This window comes from Chitinophaga sp. MM2321 (assembly GCF_964033635.1).
Taxonomy (GTDB): Bacteria; Bacteroidota; Bacteroidia; order Chitinophagales; family Chitinophagaceae; genus Chitinophaga.
Window position 1 is genome coordinate 4,174,136 of sequence record NZ_OZ035533.1, and the last position, 18,477, is coordinate 4,192,612.

13 protein-coding genes are annotated in these 18,477 nt (G+C 46.1%); 9 read left to right on the forward strand and 4 right to left on the reverse strand.

Annotated features, from left to right (window positions below; genetic code table 11):
• Nucleotides 1-48: 48 nt before the first annotated feature.
• The 3 genes from ABQ275_RS16125 (at nucleotide 49) to ABQ275_RS16135 (ending at nucleotide 5,996) form a co-directional block, all read left to right on the forward strand.
• A complete protein-coding gene (locus ABQ275_RS16125) occupies nucleotides 49-633 on the forward strand; it encodes a DUF445 family protein (RefSeq protein WP_349314179.1) in 585 nt (194 codons plus the stop codon).
• A 156-nt stretch (nucleotides 634-789) separates the two neighbouring features.
• Nucleotides 790-3,345, forward strand: a complete 2,556-nt coding sequence (locus ABQ275_RS16130; protein WP_349314180.1) for a TonB-dependent receptor domain-containing protein — start codon at nucleotides 790-792, stop codon at nucleotides 3,343-3,345.
• A gap of 179 nt (nucleotides 3,346-3,524) precedes the next feature.
• On the forward strand, nucleotides 3,525-5,996 hold the full coding sequence (locus ABQ275_RS16135; protein WP_349314181.1) for a TonB-dependent receptor: 2,472 nt from the start codon (nucleotides 3,525-3,527) through the stop codon (nucleotides 5,994-5,996).
• A 4-nt stretch (nucleotides 5,997-6,000) separates the two neighbouring features.
• Here ABQ275_RS16135 and ABQ275_RS16140 read toward each other — a convergent pair whose 3' ends face one another.
• Nucleotides 6,001-6,654 carry a protein-L-isoaspartate(D-aspartate) O-methyltransferase gene (locus tag ABQ275_RS16140; protein WP_349314182.1) on the reverse strand — a complete coding sequence of 218 codons (654 nt, stop codon included), beginning with the start codon at nucleotides 6,652-6,654 and terminating at the stop codon, nucleotides 6,001-6,003.
• A gap of 126 nt (nucleotides 6,655-6,780) precedes the next feature.
• Here ABQ275_RS16140 and ABQ275_RS16145 point away from each other — a divergent pair, with 126 nt between their 5' ends.
• Nucleotides 6,781-8,505, forward strand: coding sequence for a phospho-sugar mutase (locus ABQ275_RS16145; protein ID WP_349314183.1), 1,725 nt, complete (start codon nucleotides 6,781-6,783; stop codon nucleotides 8,503-8,505).
• Between the two features lie 96 nt (nucleotides 8,506-8,601).
• Nucleotides 8,602-9,537, forward strand: coding sequence for a DUF2279 domain-containing protein (locus tag ABQ275_RS16150; protein WP_349314184.1), 936 nt, complete (start codon nucleotides 8,602-8,604; stop codon nucleotides 9,535-9,537).
• A 3-nt stretch (nucleotides 9,538-9,540) separates the two neighbouring features.
• Here ABQ275_RS16150 and ABQ275_RS16155 read toward each other — a convergent pair whose 3' ends face one another.
• Complete coding sequence (locus ABQ275_RS16155) at nucleotides 9,541-10,041, reverse strand: phosphoribosyltransferase family protein (protein WP_349314185.1); 501 nt, start codon at nucleotides 10,039-10,041, stop codon at nucleotides 9,541-9,543.
• A gap of 112 nt (nucleotides 10,042-10,153) precedes the next feature.
• Here ABQ275_RS16155 and ABQ275_RS16160 point away from each other — a divergent pair, with 112 nt between their 5' ends.
• Entirely contained in the window at nucleotides 10,154-11,476 is a 1,323-nt protein-coding gene (locus ABQ275_RS16160) for a (Fe-S)-binding protein (RefSeq protein WP_349314186.1), read from the forward strand.
• Nucleotides 11,477-11,507: 31 nt separating this feature from the next.
• Here the strand turns inward: ABQ275_RS16160 and ABQ275_RS16165 are convergent, their stop codons facing one another.
• Together ABQ275_RS16165 and ABQ275_RS16170 are read right to left on the reverse strand one after the other, a co-directional pair.
• Nucleotides 11,508-13,871 (reverse strand): ABC transporter permease, encoded by a 2,364-nt coding sequence (locus ABQ275_RS16165; RefSeq protein WP_349314187.1) that lies wholly within the window; start codon nucleotides 13,869-13,871, stop codon nucleotides 11,508-11,510.
• Between the two features lie 142 nt (nucleotides 13,872-14,013).
• Nucleotides 14,014-15,204, reverse strand: a complete 1,191-nt coding sequence (locus ABQ275_RS16170; protein ID WP_349314188.1) for a GDSL-type esterase/lipase family protein — start codon at nucleotides 15,202-15,204, stop codon at nucleotides 14,014-14,016.
• A gap of 236 nt (nucleotides 15,205-15,440) precedes the next feature.
• Here ABQ275_RS16170 and ABQ275_RS16175 point away from each other — a divergent pair, with 236 nt between their 5' ends.
• The 3 genes from ABQ275_RS16175 (at nucleotide 15,441) to miaB (ending at nucleotide 18,422) form a co-directional block, all read left to right on the forward strand.
• Nucleotides 15,441-16,226, forward strand: coding sequence for a (Fe-S)-binding protein (locus tag ABQ275_RS16175; protein WP_349314189.1), 786 nt, complete (start codon nucleotides 15,441-15,443; stop codon nucleotides 16,224-16,226).
• Between the two features lie 56 nt (nucleotides 16,227-16,282).
• Nucleotides 16,283-16,780 carry a hypothetical protein gene (locus ABQ275_RS16180; protein WP_349314190.1) on the forward strand — a complete coding sequence of 166 codons (498 nt, stop codon included), beginning with the start codon at nucleotides 16,283-16,285 and terminating at the stop codon, nucleotides 16,778-16,780.
• A 229-nt stretch (nucleotides 16,781-17,009) separates the two neighbouring features.
• Nucleotides 17,010-18,422 (forward strand): tRNA (N6-isopentenyl adenosine(37)-C2)-methylthiotransferase MiaB, encoded by a 1,413-nt coding sequence (gene miaB, locus ABQ275_RS16185; protein WP_349314191.1) that lies wholly within the window; start codon nucleotides 17,010-17,012, stop codon nucleotides 18,420-18,422.
• The last annotated feature ends 55 nt before the right edge of the window (nucleotides 18,423-18,477 follow it).

Below are 18,477 nucleotides of genomic sequence, written 5' to 3' on the forward strand. Positions count from 1 at the left end.
CAGACATTTTCCCGACATTAGTAACATCTCAAAACATTCAAACATCAGATGATTTATTTTCTTCCGGTTATCGCGGCACTTATTGGATGGCTGATCAACAGCCTGGCCGTTAAAATGCTGTTCTACCCACGTAATCCTGTAAAACTGGGCTTTATTACCCTGCATGGTCTTTTCCCAAAAAGACAGCAGGCATTAGCCAATAAACTGGGCGCTCTGGTAGGACAACAACTCTTTTCTTTTGCCGAAATCAAAACAAAACTGACCGATCCGGAGAAGATCAAAAACATCATTCCACTGGTAGAAGCACACCTGGACATCTTCCTACGGGAAAAACTACCCAAAGCAATGCCGGTACTTTCCATGTTCATCGGCGATAGCATCGTAAATCAGATCAAAACACACCTCGTAGCAGAACTCGATACCCTCTTTCCGGTAATGATCAATAAATACCTCGATAATATCGAACAGGAACTTGACTTTGAAAAAATAGTGTCCCAGAAAATAGCCGGTATCTCCGCCGAAAAAATGGAGGACCTCACCCACCAACTCCTTCACAGGGAACTGACACGCTTTAAATTACTGGGCGCCCTCACCGGACTGATAACCGGGTTGGTGGCCATGATGATAAGATAATAAGGGTCTGTTAACTACTGTTAAGACCTTTTGGCTGTCAATTTTGCAACCTCCTGTTGATAAAACCCCCACTCATCACAATATCAAACCATTCATCTCTCCCTGCCGATACATTTGTCCTGAATTCACAAGCAGTCCGGATAAAAAATCACCAGGATGAAAAAATGCTACGCAATAATAGCGGGTATCTTAATATGGCAGGCACAAGCCAACGCACAAAATGCGAACACAGGTAAAGCGCCGGCCACACAACAAAAGCAGGGACAAAACGCAAGGGCTGAAATGCAGATCGGACGGCTATATGGAAAACTGGTGGAAGCCAGTACCGGCAAGCCCATTCCCTATGCTTCCGTGGCATTGCTCCGGCAACGCGACTCCTCCGTAGTGACGGGTATGCTCACCAAAACAAACGGTGACTTCAACCTGGAAAACCTCCCTTTCGGTCCTTTTATTGTCCGGATCAATTTTATGGGTTATACCGGCTTGCAGAAAAAAGTAACGATCACTCCACAAACGATAGAACAGGATCTCGGCAACATCAAAATGAAGCCGAATATAAAAACACTGGAAGGTGTGGAAGTAACCGCACAAAAAAGTGCGTTTACGATGGGCATCGATAAAAAAGTATTTAATGTAGACAGGAGCCTCACCAGCGTAGGTGGTACGGCGACGGATGTATTAAAAAATGTACCCTCCGTAAACGTAGACCTGGATGGTAATGTAACCGTACGTAATGCTGCTCCTACTATTTTTGTAGATGGAAAACCTTCTACACTCACCCTCGATCAGATTCCCGCTGACGCGATTGAAAGCATAGAACTGGTTACCAATCCCTCTGCGCGGTACGATGCAGAAGGAATGTCCGGTATCCTCAATATAGTGTTGAAGAAAAACAGGAAGGCAGGCTTCAATGGCGCTGTACAAGCAGGTGTTGGTACCGGCGGTAAATATAATGGCGGCGGTAATATCAATATCCGTCAGGGTAAATTCAACGTGTTTGCCAACTATAATATCAATGCCAACCGCAGCTGGGGCGAAGGTACCACCTCCCGTGGCAACTTCAGCAACAAAGGAATTGTTACTGATAGCAACTATCTCTTCCAAAACAGTAACAGCACCAGCAAACCGCTGTTCCAGTTCGGACGCTTCGGCCTCGAATATACGCTGGACAACCGCAATACCATCTCCCTGTCGCAAAATATTGTTGCCGGCGACTTTAAAAACTATGAGGACCTGAGAAGCACTTTTTCCGACAATAACAAAAATATCACCGGTATCAGTGACCGCCTCAACAACAATAAGTTCAATTTCCGCAACTATACTACCGCGCTGGGTTACAGGCATACTTTTGCAAAACCCAACCAGGAATGGTCTGCTGACTTTAACTATAACCAAAGCTCCAATGGCCGCAACGGCGATTATATCACACAGGCGCAAAACCCTTTGGGGCAGCCACTCGGACAGGCTTTATACCAGAATAATACAACCGCCGGCAAAACTACTTTCCTCACCATGCAAACGGATTATACCAATCCCGTTGGCAAGAACGGAAAACTGGAAGCAGGCGCCAAAGTAACGTTACGCGATTATTCCAGTAAGTATGATGTGTTTGATAAAGACACCATCACCGGTGAATATGTGCCCAATGCCTTGTTGTCCAATAACTATAAATACAACGAAAAGATCTATGCAGGATATGCAAACTTCTCTAATACAGCGGGCAACTTCGGCTATCAGGCAGGATTACGTATTGAACAATATGAATACGCAGGAGAGAATGAAGGCGTGCACTACAAACCCACGAAAGCTGTGCCCGGCCTGTTTCCCAGCATCTATTTATCACAGAAACTGGAAAAAGAACAGGAACTGCAACTGAATTATTCGCGCCGTGTTAACAGGCCCAACTTCTTCCAGCTGATTCCTTACAGGGATTACAGCGATCCGCAGAATCAGCGCGAAGGAAATCCTAACCTAAAACCGGAATATACCAACAGCCTGGAGTTTTCCTACATGAAAACCTGGAAGAATAGTAATGTGCTGGGAAGTATCTATTTCCGTAACACCAACAACTTGATTTCTACCATCAGTACGCCCATAGGTCGTGATACCCTGCTCACACAGTTCATCAATGCCAACAGGAGCAATTCCTATGGTGCAGAGATTACGATGAAGAACGAAATACTCAAAGGCTGGGATGTAACATCAAATGTGAACCTGTATCAAACAGACATGAAGGTGAATGCCAACGGGCAAAACCTTAATAACAGCGGCTTCAGCTGGCTGGCGAAGATCAACTCCTCTGCCAAGCTGCCGGCTAACTTCACAGTGCAGGTAAATGCTACCTATCAGGCGCCTACGATTGCATTACCTTCCGGTGGTGGTGGTCGTGGTGGTGGATTTATGATGATCCCTGCATCTTCACAAGGTACGATCAAAGGATTCAGCACCGTAGACCTCGCCGTAAGAAAAGATTTCCTGAAAGACAAGGCTGCTGCACTGACACTCAGTCTGTCGGACATCTTCAATACCCGGCAATATGAACTCAATCAGGCTACACCGGAATTTGTACAGGACTATATCCGGAAGCGTGAATCCCGTATCCTGAAATTGAATTTCAGCTATCGCTTCGGCAAATTTGATGCGTCGCTGTTTAAAAAGAAAAAAACACAAAGTAACGATATGCAGATGGGCGACCAGATGCAAAGTTTCTAATCATATTAAAGACGGTGAATGCAAACCAAAAGCCGGTAGGTCGCGCCCTTGCGCACTGCCGGCTATCTTTTTTGATGTACCATTCATCATAATTAGTCAACATTTAATATACTGGCTCTTACTTTTACTGTATTGTATTGGATATTATTATTGGATGTTATTATTTGCTAAAGCCACGCATGCGAAAGTTTTCAACTCTCTTATTCTTCCTGTTCGTTGTTATATATAACGTTAACGCACAAACGACAAATACAGTTATCCAGAAGGTATCGGGTAAAGTAGCGGATGCTGTCTCCATGAAAGGGGTGGAATATGCCTCTGTCGTATTACTACGCCAGGCAGATTCCTCTATGGTATCAGGTATGTACACAACGCCTGCCGGTAATTTCAGCTTCAGCAATGTAGCGCCCGGCATCTATGTACTACGCGTTACCTTCATGGGCTACGAAAAACTGGAAAAAGCCGTAAGAGTGGTAGCAGGTAAAAATACATTCGCAGGAACCTTGCATTTGCAAACAGCAGGTAAAGTATTGAATGCGGTAGAAATAAAAGCAGAGAAGCCTTCCTTTTCTATGCAGATAGACCGGCAGGTATTTGATGCCGGCAGCATGATCAATGCGGAAGGAGGCACGGGAACGGATATACTAAAAAATATTCCAAGTGTGGATGTAGACATCGATGATAACATCACCCTGCGTGGTCAAAGCGTAACCATTTATGTAGACGGCAAACCCTCTCCTTTCGGTGATGCAAAAACCGCCCTGCAAATGATTCCCGCAGAAAGCATCGACCGGGTGGAAGTGATCAACAATCCATCCGCAAAATTTGAAGCCCAGGGCGGTGGTGGTATTATCAACATCGTACTGAAAAAAGATAAAGCCATCGGATACAACGTGATGTTCAACGCCGGCGCCGCTACCCAGGGACAAATCAATGGAAGTGTAAACGCCAGTTTGCGGATGCGTCGTTTTAATTTCTTCGGAAATTACAACAGCCGCTACGAAGCGGTAAGTGGCAGCGGTTACAGTTTCCGTCAGAACCTGGTACCGGATAGCAGCGGCACTTCGTTCTTCTCCCAGGAAAGCAATAACAAAAACCGCAATACCAACAACGGCGCCCGCTTCGGTTTTGATTATTTCCTGGATGATCATAATACGTTCACCATCTCCCAGGGGCTGAACTACAACAAAAATGAAAATGAAAATCACATCTTCCTGGATTACCTGGATCAACATCGGGAAGCTGTTCGTGATGGCAACCGTGATAACACGAGCCGGAATAACAATAATAATAACAACACCAACTTTAACTATAAACATCTTTTTAAGAAACCCAACCAGGAACTGACCGCTTATGTCAGTCATAGTGGCAACAAATACAACAGCATCAGCGATTATTACACACAGTACCGCAAAATGAATGTGGATACGCTTCCCGATCCGAACATGCAGCATAACAAGAGCAAAAACAAAAACAGCTTCTGGAATATGCAATCAGATTTTACCACGCCGCTGGGTAAAAAGGGTAAGCTGGAAGCAGGGATAAAAAGTACAATGAGGAGTATCACTAACGACTATACGGCGTTGCTGTTTGACTACGGGGAGGATGAATATATAATAAGTCCGACGCTCTCCAACCAGTATGATTATGAAGAAGATATTAATGCAGGCTATGTCAACTTCGCCCATGCTATCGGCAACCTGGGCTACCAGGTGGGCGTACGGGCGGAACAGGCGCACCTGAAAGGTTATTCCTACACACAGGATACAACGGTAGATAACCGCTTCTTTAACCTGTTTCCCAGCGTGTTCCTGAAATATAACATGCCGCGCAATCAGAACCAAAGCCTGGTATTTAACTACTCCACACGGATAGACCGGCCAAATTTTGATCAGTTGCTGCCGTATGTCAACAATTCCGATCCGCAGAACATCCGCATCGGAAACCCGGAACTACAACCGGCCCTGGCGCATAAACTTGAAATGAGCTATTCGGTATATTATCCGAAATCCAATGATTACCTGAGTACCAGTACCTACTATGCTCAAACCAATGACAACATTGACCGCATCAGTACCCTGGACACTATTTCCGGCATTACTACCACCAGGCCCATGAACCTGGCTACCCAGCAAAATATGGGGGCTAACTTTTCCTACAGCCTGAATATATATAAATGGTGGAAAGTCAACGCCAACGTGAACCTGGGATATAATAAGCTCACCAGCGCCACTGTCAACAATGAAAATGTCAGTTATGGCTTTAATGCCAATACGCAGTTCCGTTTACCTGCCAGGTTTCATATAGAACTCAGTGGTCATTACCGCTCCCCCAGTATCCAGCCCCAGGGTACATTCCGGGCGATGAATGGTATGGACCTCGGCTTGCGCAAAGACGTGCTGCAGAAAAAACTGGTCATCGCGGTAAATGTTTCCGACTTGCTGAATACACAACAGTTCCATTCACATTACGAAACGCCCGTGTTTATCCAGGATTACGACCGCAAACGCGTGACCCGTTTTATACGTATCAATGTCCGCTACCGTTTTGGCAAGATGGATCCTAATCTGTTCAAGAAAAAGAAACCCGTAGAAGAAGAAGAGGAAAAGCCGGAAGAAGAAGAAAGGCTAAAGGACAGGGGAAGACTATAAACAGTTATTTCTTCCCTGCCAGCATCGGTACAAAAGAGAAATTATCAAACAATTCCTGTTCAGTTTCTGTGTCACTTACTTTGGTGATACGCAGCATACGCTGTACTTCGTTACCTCCCACAGGGATCACCATCTTACCGCCTATCTTCAGCTGTTGTACCAGCTTTTCGGGGATATGTGGTGCGGCAGCTGTTACCAGCACTTTATCAAACGGCGCATAGGATGCCAGTCCTTCGTAACCATCTCCGTAAAAGAAGCGGAGGTTGTGGTATTTGGTTTTAAACTGGAACTGTTTTACTTCATCAAACAGGCGTTTCTGTCGTTCAATGGTCAGTACATTGGCTTTCAGTTCTGCCAGTACACACGCCTGATAGGCGCTACCGGTGCCTATTTCCAACACTTTTTCATAAGGCTTTACTTCCAGCAACTGGGTTTGATAGGCTACCGTATAGGGTTGGGAAATCGTTTGTCCCTCCCCGATAGGAAAGGCCCTGTCGTCGTAGGCTATACTCTCGAAAGCTGTATCCAGGAAAAAGTGCCTGGGAATATTACCGATTGCCGCCAGCACATTTTCATCTGTAATACCTTTCTGACGGATACTATCAACCAGTTGTTTGCGTAATCCTTTTTGTTTATAAGTATCTTCATACCCCCTCATGGCCGCAAAATTAACCTTTACAGGGGATTTTCAATGAATTTAAAACACCGGAATTTCCCACATTCGTTTTTTTATTTTTACTTTACAATGCATTAGCGCGCAATGGCGCACAAAAAGAACACCATTATGGATATAAATATTCAAAACAAAGTAGCGCAGTGGCTCAACGGTAACTTTGACCCCGAAACCATTGCCACACTGAAGAAAATGCAGGAAGGCAACCCCGATGATCTCAATGATGCATTTTACCGTAACCTCGAATTTGGCACTGGTGGTCTCAGGGGAATTATGGGTGTGGGCACCAACCGCATGAATAAATATACTATCGGAATGGCTACCCAGGGCTTTGCCAACTACCTCAAAGAAGCCTTCCAGGGGGAAATAAAAGTAGCCATTGCACACGATAGCCGTAATAATGCCCGTTTTTTCGCGGAAACAGTGGCCAATGTATTTGGGGCCAACGGCATCAAGGTATTCCTGTTTGAAAGCCTGCGTCCTACGCCGGAACTTTCATTCACGATCCGTCACCTCAAATGCCAGGGCGGCGTGGTATTAACCGCCTCCCACAACCCCAAGGAATACAGTGGCTACAAAGCCTACTGGAACGATGGCGCCCAGCTGGTACCCCCGCACGACACCAATGTCATCCGTGAAGTGGACAAGATCACTTCCCCCGATGATGTGAAATGGAGCGGCGGCGAGGCCAATATCACCCTGATCGGCAAAGAGGTGGATGAAGCCTACCTCAAAGAGCTGCAAAGCCTTTCCATCAACCCGGACATCAATAAACAACAGCACGATCTTAAAATAGTATATACCCCGATCCACGGCACCGGCATCACGATGGTACCGGAAACCCTGAAGCGGTTCGGCTTTACCAACGTAAACATCGTCACCGAACAGGCTACCCCGGATGGTAATTTCCCTACCGTGGTATATCCTAACCCCGAAGAGCCGGAAGCCATGAGCCTGGGCCTTAAAATGGCCAAAGCACTGGATGCTGACATCCTCCTGGGTACTGACCCTGACGCGGATCGTGTAGGCATTGCCGTTAAAAACCTGAAAGGCGAATGGACCCTGATAAATGGTAACCAGACCGCTGTACTGATCTTTAACTACATCATCGAAGGCCGCCGCAGAAAAGGACTGGCCAAACCATCGGACTATATCGCCAAAACAGTGGTTACCTCCGACCTCATCGATGTATTTGCCGCTAAAAACAATATCCGCTGCTATAATGTACTCACCGGCTTCAAATGGATTGCAGACCTGATCCGCCGGAAAGAGCCACAGGAGAACTTTATATGCGGAGGAGAAGAGTCATACGGTTATATGATCGGCAATAATGTGCGGGATAAGGACGCCATCTCTTCTGTAGCAATGATCTGCGAAATGGCCGCTTACGCACGCAGCCAGGGCAAATCATTGTTCGAACAACTGATCGACATCTACGTACAATACGGTTATTACAAGGAAAGCCTGATCTCCATCACCAAAAAAGGAATGAAAGGAGGCGAGGAAATCAATGAAATGATGCGTGGCTACCGCGAAAATCCGCCGGCAACGATCAACGGATCCACCGTCGTAACCCTGTATGATTACCAGTTACAACAAATCAAGGATATCCATACCGGCGAAATAAAATCGCTGGATCTGCCTAAATCCAATGTGTTGCAATTTGTACTGGCAGACGGCAGCAAAATATCTGCCCGCCCTTCCGGTACCGAACCCAAGATCAAATTCTACTTCAGCGTAAACGCTCCGCTGGACAATGCCGCTAACTTCGACAAAGTAACGGCGGAACTGGATCAGAAGATTAAAGGTATTATTGAGGACATGCACCTGAAATAATCAGGACATGCACCATATCACTATAAACTAATCACTATCCGTAATACCACAAAGCATTCTGCACTGGTTGCCCTCCCCTCACCGGGGAGGGCCCGGATGGCAGCCGTGGCGGCCCTCCTGCTGCTGCTTACCGCTTTTCCTGGCAAAGCCCAACAAAGAATACCCTTGTTTTCCCTGCCGGATACCACGGTTCATAACCGCGTATGGATCCTCAGCGGGGTAACCCTCGCAGCCTATGGCGGTGGTTTCGCCGCGCTCAACTCCGCCTGGTATAAAGGCTATCCAAAATCAACGTTTCACTTTTTTAATGATGCCGGGGAATGGAAACAGGTAGATAAAGCCGGGCACATTTTCAGTGCCTACTTCGAAGGTAAATACAGCCGGGAAATGTGGCGCTGGTCCGGACTTCCACGCAACCAGCAAATATGGATCGGTGGTTTGAGCGGATTCGCTTACCAGTCTGTTATTGAAATACTCGACGGCTTTTCAACGGAATGGGGATTCTCCTGGAGCGATATGGCCGCCAATGCCGCCGGCTCTGCACTCATGATCGGCCAGGAACTCGCCTGGAATGAACAACGCATTCAACTCAAATTCTCCGCACATCCTGAAAAACACGGGAACGATGCTTTGCAGCAAAAAGCTGATCAGCTTTTTGGTACCACCTTCTGGGAAAGGACCCTCAAAGATTATAATGGCCAGACGTACTGGTTATCCGTCAATCTCTATTCTTTCAACAAAAATACCTGGCTCCCCAAATGGCTCAACATAGCCGCTGGCTACGGCGCCGAAGGCATGTATGGTGGCCGCGACAATACCTGGACTGACAACCACGGCATGCCACATGATTACTCACAGATACAACGGGTACGCCAGTTTTACCTGTCGCCCGACATTGATTTTACAAAGATCCCCACAAAAAGGAAAGGCGTTCGCGTGATCTTCCAGGTGCTGAATATGTTGAAATTTCCTGCTCCTGCACTGGAGATTAATTCACAGGGCAAAGCCCGCGTGCATGCAGTTTATTTTTAATGATCAGGGGGCAAAATAGGCGGATACAATCTCTTCTCCCGCCATCTCTACCATCACCATCTCCTGCAGGGTAGTAGCTAATGAGTAACCCACGAAGTCCACTGACAACGGAAAAGATTTATGCTTACGGTCTACCAGTACCGCAGTTTGTATTTTTTCAGGGAGATAGGAAAGCAGGGGTTTCAGGGCATAGAGCATGGTACGACCGGAATTGGCTACATCGTCTACCACCACCACTACTTTATTATTGAAATCAATTTCTTCCGAAACAGTTACCTCCGCAGGATGTTGTTTATCCAGCCGCAGTTCTATAATATGGATGTTCAGCGGTGAGATCTGCCGCAGGATAGCTGCTATCTTATGGGCAATGATCACTCCCCTGTCCCAGATACCAGCTAATATGATAGCTGTGCCTTCGCTGTTCCGCTCATAAATTTCATAAGCGATGCGCTCAATCTTTTTCTGAATAACGTCCTGCGTTAGAATAATGTTCCTGCTTTCCATAAACGCAAAAATAAGGTATTCGTTCTGTAGGAAATAAATTTTCAGGCGAAAGATTAACGGCTAAAAGCAGATAAGCGAAAAAGACCTAAATTAGGGAGTCAAATCTGAGCTAATGCGAATTGTACAAGAGTTATTATTCATTATCGCCTTTGGGGTAGCGGTATATCTTTTTTCCCTGAAGGTGCGCCAGATAAGGCGGAACATCCTGTTGGGCCGCGATAGTGATCTCAATGATCATCCCGACCAGCGTTGGAAAAATGTACTTTTGCTGGCCTTTGGTCAGAAAAAAATGTTTCGTAATCCCCTGGTGGCAGTACTCCACTTTTTCGTTTATGCCGGTTTTGTGATCATCAACCTGGAAATACTGGAAATCATCCTGGACGGGATCTTTGGTACACATCGTTTATTCGTTCCCGTATTAGGAAGCCTGTATCCTGTATTAATTGGTCTATTTGAAATACTCGCCGTACTGGTTACTGTCAGCTGCGCTGTATTCCTGGTACGCAGAAACACATTAAAGCTGAAACGCTTTATCAGCAAGGACCTGGATGGGTGGCCCCGTTCAGATGCCAACTATATCCTGCTCACGGAAATAGCCCTGATGCTGTTGTTCCTCACCATGAACACCGCAGACCAGCAACTGCAACTCAGGGGCGCAGCACACTATACCGATACCGGCCACTTCTGGATTTCCGGTATGCTTACGCCTATCTTCAGCGGTATGTCCGATGGCGGCCTTATGGCGCTGGAACGCACCTGCTGGTGGCTGCATATCCTGGGCGTACTGGCATTTTTAAATTATCTCCCTTACTCCAAACACCTGCATATCATACTGGCATTTCCAAACGCCTACTTTGCCTCACTGATACCAAAAGGTGAAATGGAAAATATGCCTTCCGTACAACATGAGGTACAGCTGATGCTGCAACCGGAGCTGGCTGCCAATACCCCCGCATCGGATGTAATGCCCAAATTCGGCGCTAAAGATGTAGCGGATCTCAGCTGGAAAAATCTGCTGGATGCCTATAGCTGCACCGAATGCGGACGCTGTAGCGCCGCCTGTCCGGCTACTACCACCGGCAAACTGCTGTCGCCCCGTAAAATCATGATGGATACACGCGACCGCCTCGAAGAAGTGGGCCGCAACATAAAAGCCAACGGCACTTTCACCCCCGACAACAAAACACTGCTACGCGATTATATTTCAGAAGAAGAACTCCGCGCCTGTACCACCTGCAACGCCTGTGTACAGGAGTGCCCGGTAAGTATCAGCCCGCTCGATATTATCCTGCAACTGCGGCGCCACCTGGTGATGGAAGAATCCAGCGCACCGGCAGAATGGACCGGCATGTTCAGCAACATCGAAAACAACATGGCGCCCTGGAAATTCAGTATGGATGACCGCGACAAATGGGTAGGCGAAATGAATACCTGAGCAGTAAGCACAGGCTTTTAACATGGCCTACCTATTCTGTTCTCAGGCTTTTAACCGGGTTGGCCAGTGCAGCCTTTACTGACTGAAAACTGATCGTGAAAATGCTGATCAGAATAGCCAGCAACCCCGATAATGCAAATACCGTCCAGTGGATGTCGGTTCTGTAAGCAAAATGCTGTAACCATTTATCCATTGCAAACCACGCTATCGGTATGGCTATAACAATAGCGATCAGCACCAGCCTGATAAAATCTGTTGCCAGCAACTGAATGATGCCCGATACAGTGGCACCCAATACTTTACGCACCCCGATTTCACGGGTACGCAACTGCGCGGTATAGGCCGCCAACCCGAATAATCCCAGGCAGGAAATCAGGATGGCTATAGCCGCAAAAATATTAAACAACAACCCGGTATGTATTTCCGACGTGTACATTTCATTAAACGTTTCGTCCATGAAATGATATTGAAACGGAAAAGCAGGATTATATTTTTTCCATTCCTGCTCCGCAGCATGGATAGCTTTCGTAGCATCCTTAGCAGTGGTTCTGATAAATATCCGGCCGGCATTTCCTTCATGATAATAAAATACAACGGGGCCAATTTTATCTTTCATGGATGTATAATGAAAGTCTTTCACCACCCCTGAAATAGTGCCATTTATACCATGCATTTTAAACCTTTTACCAATAGGGTCTTTCATCCCCAGATTCCTTACCGCCGTTTCATTCATGATATAGTGTAAAGAGTCTGCCGGTGCATTGGTGAAATTTTCACCCTGCACCAGTTTCATTTTGAAAAAGGGTATAAAGTCTTTATCAATGGCTACCGGGTGAACGATAAAGGTTTCCTCCTTCCCTTTTCCATCCCAATCAGTATCTCCTGTTACTCTTCCCATGTTTATAATATTTTCACTACCCCTCGTAACATCAGCTACGCCCGGCCTGCTCATCAAATCAGCCCTGATAGCATCATAATGACGGCTCATATCACGCATATAAAAACCAAATACATAATTTTTATCGTATCCAAGCTCCTTTGACTTTATATATTTCAACTGGTTACTGATAATAAAAGTGCCGGCAATCAAAACAATAGAGCATACAAACTGCGTTACCACCAGTACTTTGCGGAAAGCAGCATCTCCGATGCCTCCGGCTATTTTCCCTTTCAGCGCCTTCAACGGTTCAAATGATGACAGCAGCATGGCCGGGTACACACTGGATGCCAGCAGCGTACAGCTAATGGTGATAAGGATCACCAGCCAGATGTGATAACTGGATAAATTGAGCACCAGCTCCTTTCCGGACACCTGGTTGTAATACGGCATCAATATGTACATTAATCCTATGGCCAGTACGGTGGCCAAAAAGAAGATGAGCGCCGTTTCCACCACAAACTGCATAAATAAATGAAACCGCGTAGCGCCCACAATCTTGCGCAGGCTTACTTCTTTGGCGCGCAGCATAGATCGTGCAGTAGATAAATTCACATTATTGATGCAGGCAATAACCAGTATTAATATGGCGATGATAATAAACATGCGGACGGTGCCCATCCCCCCGTCAGTACCATCTGCATTGTATAAATGCATTTTTGTTAACGGCTCGGTGAGATAGGTAAGATCTGTATCATCAGGTTTATTCCGCAGGTGGATTTTAAGCAGCTTATCCGCTACAGTTTTCAGAGAGGTACCCGGTTGTAGTAACAGGTAAGTCTCAAAACTAAACTGGGTGAAATTATTATCCATATCATAGGCGGGAGACTGCCTGCTGCCCATCTGTTTCAAAAGGCTCATGGGTAACAGCAGATCATAGCGGATGCTGGAATTCTTGGGAAAATCAGGAATAACACCACTGACCGTAAAACTGGTTGTGCCATCAGCAGTCAATACTTTACCGATAGGGTCCTGTTCACCAAAATACCGTTTAGCCGTACTCGTTGTAAGCACCACGGAATTATTATCCGGAAAAGGATTGGCAGCATTTCCCCTGATCAACGGAAAATCAAAAACCGTAAAAAATGACGGGTCTGTAAATGCAGATGCTTCTTCCGTAAAAACTTTTTCTCCATACTTAAAAAGAGAATACGTATAATTTCCGGTGATCCGCACCGCCGCTTTAATTTCCGGTAATTCACGTTTCCCCATAACACCGATAGATGCAGTGGTAACAGTCCATACCTGCTTGCTTGTTCCTGTACCCACCAGGCATTCCAGTCGGCATATATCAGGTGCCTGTTTATGGAAATTGTCAAAACTCAATTCATCCTGCACCCATAATAATATCAGGATGCCGACCGCCAATCCTACTGTCAGTCCTGAAATATTGATCAGCGAATAAAATCTGTTCTTGGACAAATTGCGCCAGGCAGTTTTGAAGTAGTTCTTGAACATACGCATCTATTATTAACAACAATATGCGGACGCCAAAAAAATACCAATTACAAAACCAGTGCAGATTAACAAACTAAAAAGAATAAATAAAGATAATATGTTCGGTTTCAGCACAGTGCCTGTTCAGTTATGAAAGACCGGTTTATCCATTCACCAGGAAATAAACGATCCGGCACACATTGTTTTTTGCTTCGCCATGGGGCTCCCCTGTCTGAATATGCAATACGTGGTTTCCGGTGGATAGTCCATCACCTAAAATTAAATACCAGGGCAGGTAAAGGCTCTTGCTCCACTGCGTATGCAGGTCCAGCTTTTGTTGAGGTCCGCCATCAATGGTATAGTTGATAGATCCTGCGTCTGGTCCTGAAACGATGCCGATGCCAATAGTGCGGCCGGTAAACGATAGCTCAAATGAAGCGTTCTCCCCGTCTGATACCAGCATAGGCACGTGCACAAATCCTTCTCTTGTGCCTACCTTGTCTGATGGCTGCCACGATTCATCCACAGCAAATCCTTTTTTATTTACGGCCTGGTGTATATCAAGATAACCACCCATTTTATAATTGAATGCATCGGCCGGCCGTGGCAGCTTTGCAGCTACAAGACGTTTCGGTGCCGCTTTGTTGAAAGCAACATCCAGTAACTGCCGGATCGTTTTAAAATACAGCTCCTGCCCGAATGCGGAAGGGTGCAGGTCTTTAAAATCATCTTTCCAGTTAAATTCTCCGGCATCAATCCTGTTGGTTACTTCTTTCGCAAGATTTATAAAGGGGAGATGATATTTTTTGGCGATCTCCTGGTGTACCTGTACTTCTACCGGCACTTTGCCCGCGTGATAGTCGGCCATTTTATCTTCATCCACAAACGCCATCAGCACAATATTCATTTGCGGGTTGACTGCCAGCGCATGTCTTACAATCCCTTCCATGGCGCGGCGTTGCGTTATTTCATTGGTACCGTTTACCCGGTCGTTTACAGCTGCTTCCACAAACAGCAAATCGGTCCTGCCTTTCTCCAACACGTCTTTCTCAAACCGGAAGGCATGCGGCAAACTGCCTAACGATGGGATCCCCGCATTATTAAACGTAAACGCTGTAGCCGGATAAGTAGCCGCAAGATATTTGCATACCAGGCCCCTCCAGCCGTTCATATTGGTGATAGAGCCCCCTAAAAAAGTGACAGTGGCCTTTTTATCAACTTTAATATGATACAATGCATTATCCAGGTTACCGTAGCGGGTAATAAAATCTTCCTGTTTCAAAGACGTTTGTGCCGTTACACTAACGGTAACGCATATACACAATAACAGCAGGAGGTGGTGTTTTCTTATCATGATCTTAATTATAATATTTTCGGATTTTGGAATGTTGGAATTTTTGGGATTTATTTCAATGCATGGACCCAATTCGGGCTACTAAATCCAAAAATCACAAAATCACAAAATTCGTAAATCCCTAAATCCCTAAATCATTCCGGGCGCTGCACAAAATAATACCTTACAGGCAAATTTGTGCTGTTCTGTTTTTTATCTTTATATTCAGTTTCCTGTTTCAGTTTAAAAAGTTGAGCATGCATATAAAGACAATGGCAGAATATGCCGCAAGCGGAGAAACCCCTGAAGTACTGTTTTGGGTAGGTTGCGCAGGAAGTTTTGATCAACGTGCGCAAAAGATCACGAAAGCATTTGCTACCATCCTGGAAAAGGTGGGTGTTCAGTTTGCGGTGCTGGGAAAGGAAGAAAGTTGTACCGGCGATCCGGCCAGGAGAGCGGGCAATGAATTTATTTTCCAGATGATGGCGCAGAACAATATACAGGTACTGAACATGTATGGCGTACAAAAAATTGTAACGGCCTGTCCGCATTGTTTTAATACACTCAAAAATGAATACCCTGCACTGGGAGGCAACTACGACGTAGTACACCACACTACATTTTTACAATCGCTCATTGATGAGGGCAAAATAAAAATGAAGGAAGGCGGTGCATTCAAAGGTAAAAAGATCACTTATCACGATTCCTGTTACCTGGGTCGTGCCAACAATATTTACGAGGCTCCCCGCAAAGTGCTGGAAACGCTGGATGCGGAACTGGTAGAAATGAAACGTTGCCGTAGCAATGGTTTGTGTTGTGGCGCCGGCGGAGCACAGATGTTTAAGGAAGAAGAAAAAGGCAATACCCGCATCAATGCAGAGCGAGGCCGTGAAGCAGTAGCTACCGGCGCGTCCATCATTGCGTCCAACTGCCCTTTCTGTATGACCATGTTAACCGATGGTGTAAAGGAAACAGGCAAAGAAGAAGAAGTGAAAGTGCTGGATATTGCGGAATTGATCGTAGCCGGCATGGATACGGTTTAACAAAACATAATCAGGATAATCTTTAAAATCAAAGGAATCCTGGCTAAATTTGCACCATGAACAATTTGAACTTTCCCCCTGGCTTCTCTCCGGCTTCCAGGGTTTGGATATACCAGAGCAACAGACCATTCAATGAACAGGAGATTGTAGAGATCAACGAGCAGCTTCACCAGTTTACAGCGCAGTGGAATGCCCACGGCGAGCCTGTAAAGGGCTGGGGCGGTGTGGTGTTGAACCAGGTGATCGTGCTGATAGCAGACGAATCGCAGACAGCCGTAAGCGGTTGCAGTACAGACAGTTCCGTAAGGATCATTAAAAGCATTGAGCAACAATACCAGGTGAATATGTTTGACCGCCTGCTGCTGGGCTTTATCGTAAAAGATAAGGTGGAGTTGCTGCCGATGGCGCAATTATCCTATGCCCTGGAAAAAGGCTATATCACAGAAGATACGCTATACCTTAATAATACCGTACTCAACAAGGCAGATCTGGACAGCAAGTGGCTGGTACCGGTGAAAGAGAGCTGGCTGGCGGCAAAACTATACCAGGATTAAAGGATAAAAAGATTTACCAGGATGGGCGTTATATGTGATGATCGCGAAGATTATTCGCAAATATCATATATAACGCCCGTCCTGTATAACACCATCCTGTATAACGTCTATTCAGTAAAACACCCATCCTGGTAAATCCTTTTATCCTTTAATCCTGGTCCTTTCATCCTGTTTATGCCATTCTGTCATTTTTATTGCTTATTTTTGCCATCCAAAATTTTTGTTAGGAATGCTGGACCAGGTTACCAAAGTGCATGATGAAAGTCGCCAGGGAGAAGCTTTTGCTCCCGAAGCTGCTGGCACCCAAACATATATAAAAAAGTTTTACATTGAAAGTTATGGCTGCGCCATGAATTTCAATGATAGTGAAATTGTTGCCTCCATCCTTAACCAGGAAGGATTTGGCGCCACCCGTAATGTGGACGAAGCAGATCTTATTCTCCTCAATACCTGCTCTATCCGTGAAAAGGCTGAGCAAACCGTGCGTAAACGTCTTACGGAATTCCGTAGCAGGAAAAAAGCGACGCCAGGATTGCTGGTAGGCGTATTGGGCTGTATGGCAGAACGTATTAAAGGCAAACTGCTGGAAGAAGAAAAGCTGGTAGACCTGGTAGTAGGTCCTGATGCCTATCGCAGCCTGCCTGCACTCATTGCAGAAGCCGGAACAGGGCAGAAATCAGTGAATGTGTTACTGAGCCGCGAAGAAACCTATGGTGATATCAGCCCGGTAAGACTGGACAACAACGGCGTTACCTCCTTTGTGTCCATCATGCGGGGTTGCAATAATATGTGTTCTTTTTGTGTGGTACCCTTTACCCGTGGCCGCGAACGCAGCCGCGACGCCTACTCCATTGTGCGGGAAGCCGAAGAACTTTTTGAAAACGGCTACCGCGAAGTAACCCTGCTGGGCCAGAACGTAGACTCCTACTACTGGACCAACGACGCAGGCACTGAAACAGTGACCTTCGCCCAGCTGCTGGAAAGGGTAGCACTGATCAATCCTTTGCTGCGCGTACGTTTCAGCACATCTCATCCGAAAGATATTACAGACGAAGTATTGTTTACCATCGCAAAACATGAAAACGTCTGCAACTATATTCACCTGCCCGTACAAAGCGGCAGTAACCGTATCCTTCAGCTGATGAACCGCACCTATACCCGCGAATGGTATATGAAGAAAGTAACACGCATCCGCGAAATACTGCCCGACTGCGGTTTATCTACCGACGTGATCACCGGCTTCTGCACAGAAACAGAAGAAGATCACCAGGAAACCCTGAACATGATGCGTTTTGCACATTACGACCTCGCCTACATGTACTTCTATTCAGAACGCCCCGGTACCCTGGCAGAACGCCGCTACCAGGACGATGTGCCGGAAGACGTCAAGAAAAGAAGACTGGCGGAAGTAGTGGAATTGCATCGCAGCAACGCGGAAGCCGGCATGAAAAAGGATGTAGGCAAAACCTTCCGCGTATTGGTGGAAGGCACCTCCAAACGCTCTGCTGAACAACTCTTTGGCCGCAACGATCAAAACAAAGTGATCGTATTCCCCAAAGAGCAGTTTAAAAAGGGCGATTATGTAATGGTGAAGATAGAAAGCTGTACCTCCGGTACACTGATAGGGAAAGCGATAGCGTAGCATCCTGGCTGCGGCTAACGAACATTTTTAACCATTAAACCAACAGTCGAGCACT

What these genes read in the sequence shown, in the direction of transcription:
- miaB (WP_349314191.1), top strand. Translation starts at nt 17,010, where the DNA reads ATGCTGGACCAGGTTACCAAAGTGCATGATGAAAGTCGCCAGGGAGAA.
- ABQ275_RS16135 (WP_349314181.1), top strand. Translation starts at nt 3,525, where the DNA reads ATGCGAAAGTTTTCAACTCTCTTATTCTTCCTGTTCGTTGTTATATAT.
- ABQ275_RS16140 (WP_349314182.1), bottom strand. Translation starts at nt 6,654, where the DNA reads ATGAGGGGGTATGAAGATACTTATAAACAAAAAGGATTACGCAAACAA.
- ABQ275_RS16160 (WP_349314186.1), top strand. Translation starts at nt 10,154, where the DNA reads ATGCGAATTGTACAAGAGTTATTATTCATTATCGCCTTTGGGGTAGCG.
- ABQ275_RS16155 (WP_349314185.1), bottom strand. Translation starts at nt 10,041, where the DNA reads ATGGAAAGCAGGAACATTATTCTAACGCAGGACGTTATTCAGAAAAAG.
- ABQ275_RS16130 (WP_349314180.1), top strand. Translation starts at nt 790, where the DNA reads ATGAAAAAATGCTACGCAATAATAGCGGGTATCTTAATATGGCAGGCA.
- ABQ275_RS16180 (WP_349314190.1), top strand. Translation starts at nt 16,283, where the DNA reads ATGAACAATTTGAACTTTCCCCCTGGCTTCTCTCCGGCTTCCAGGGTT.
- ABQ275_RS16175 (WP_349314189.1), top strand. Translation starts at nt 15,441, where the DNA reads ATGCATATAAAGACAATGGCAGAATATGCCGCAAGCGGAGAAACCCCT.
- ABQ275_RS16165 (WP_349314187.1), bottom strand. Translation starts at nt 13,871, where the DNA reads ATGTTCAAGAACTACTTCAAAACTGCCTGGCGCAATTTGTCCAAGAAC.
- ABQ275_RS16170 (WP_349314188.1), bottom strand. Translation starts at nt 15,204, where the DNA reads ATGATAAGAAAACACCACCTCCTGCTGTTATTGTGTATATGCGTTACC.
- ABQ275_RS16150 (WP_349314184.1), top strand. Translation starts at nt 8,602, where the DNA reads ATGGCAGCCGTGGCGGCCCTCCTGCTGCTGCTTACCGCTTTTCCTGGC.
- ABQ275_RS16125 (WP_349314179.1), top strand. Translation starts at nt 49, where the DNA reads ATGATTTATTTTCTTCCGGTTATCGCGGCACTTATTGGATGGCTGATC.
- ABQ275_RS16145 (WP_349314183.1), top strand. Translation starts at nt 6,781, where the DNA reads ATGGATATAAATATTCAAAACAAAGTAGCGCAGTGGCTCAACGGTAAC.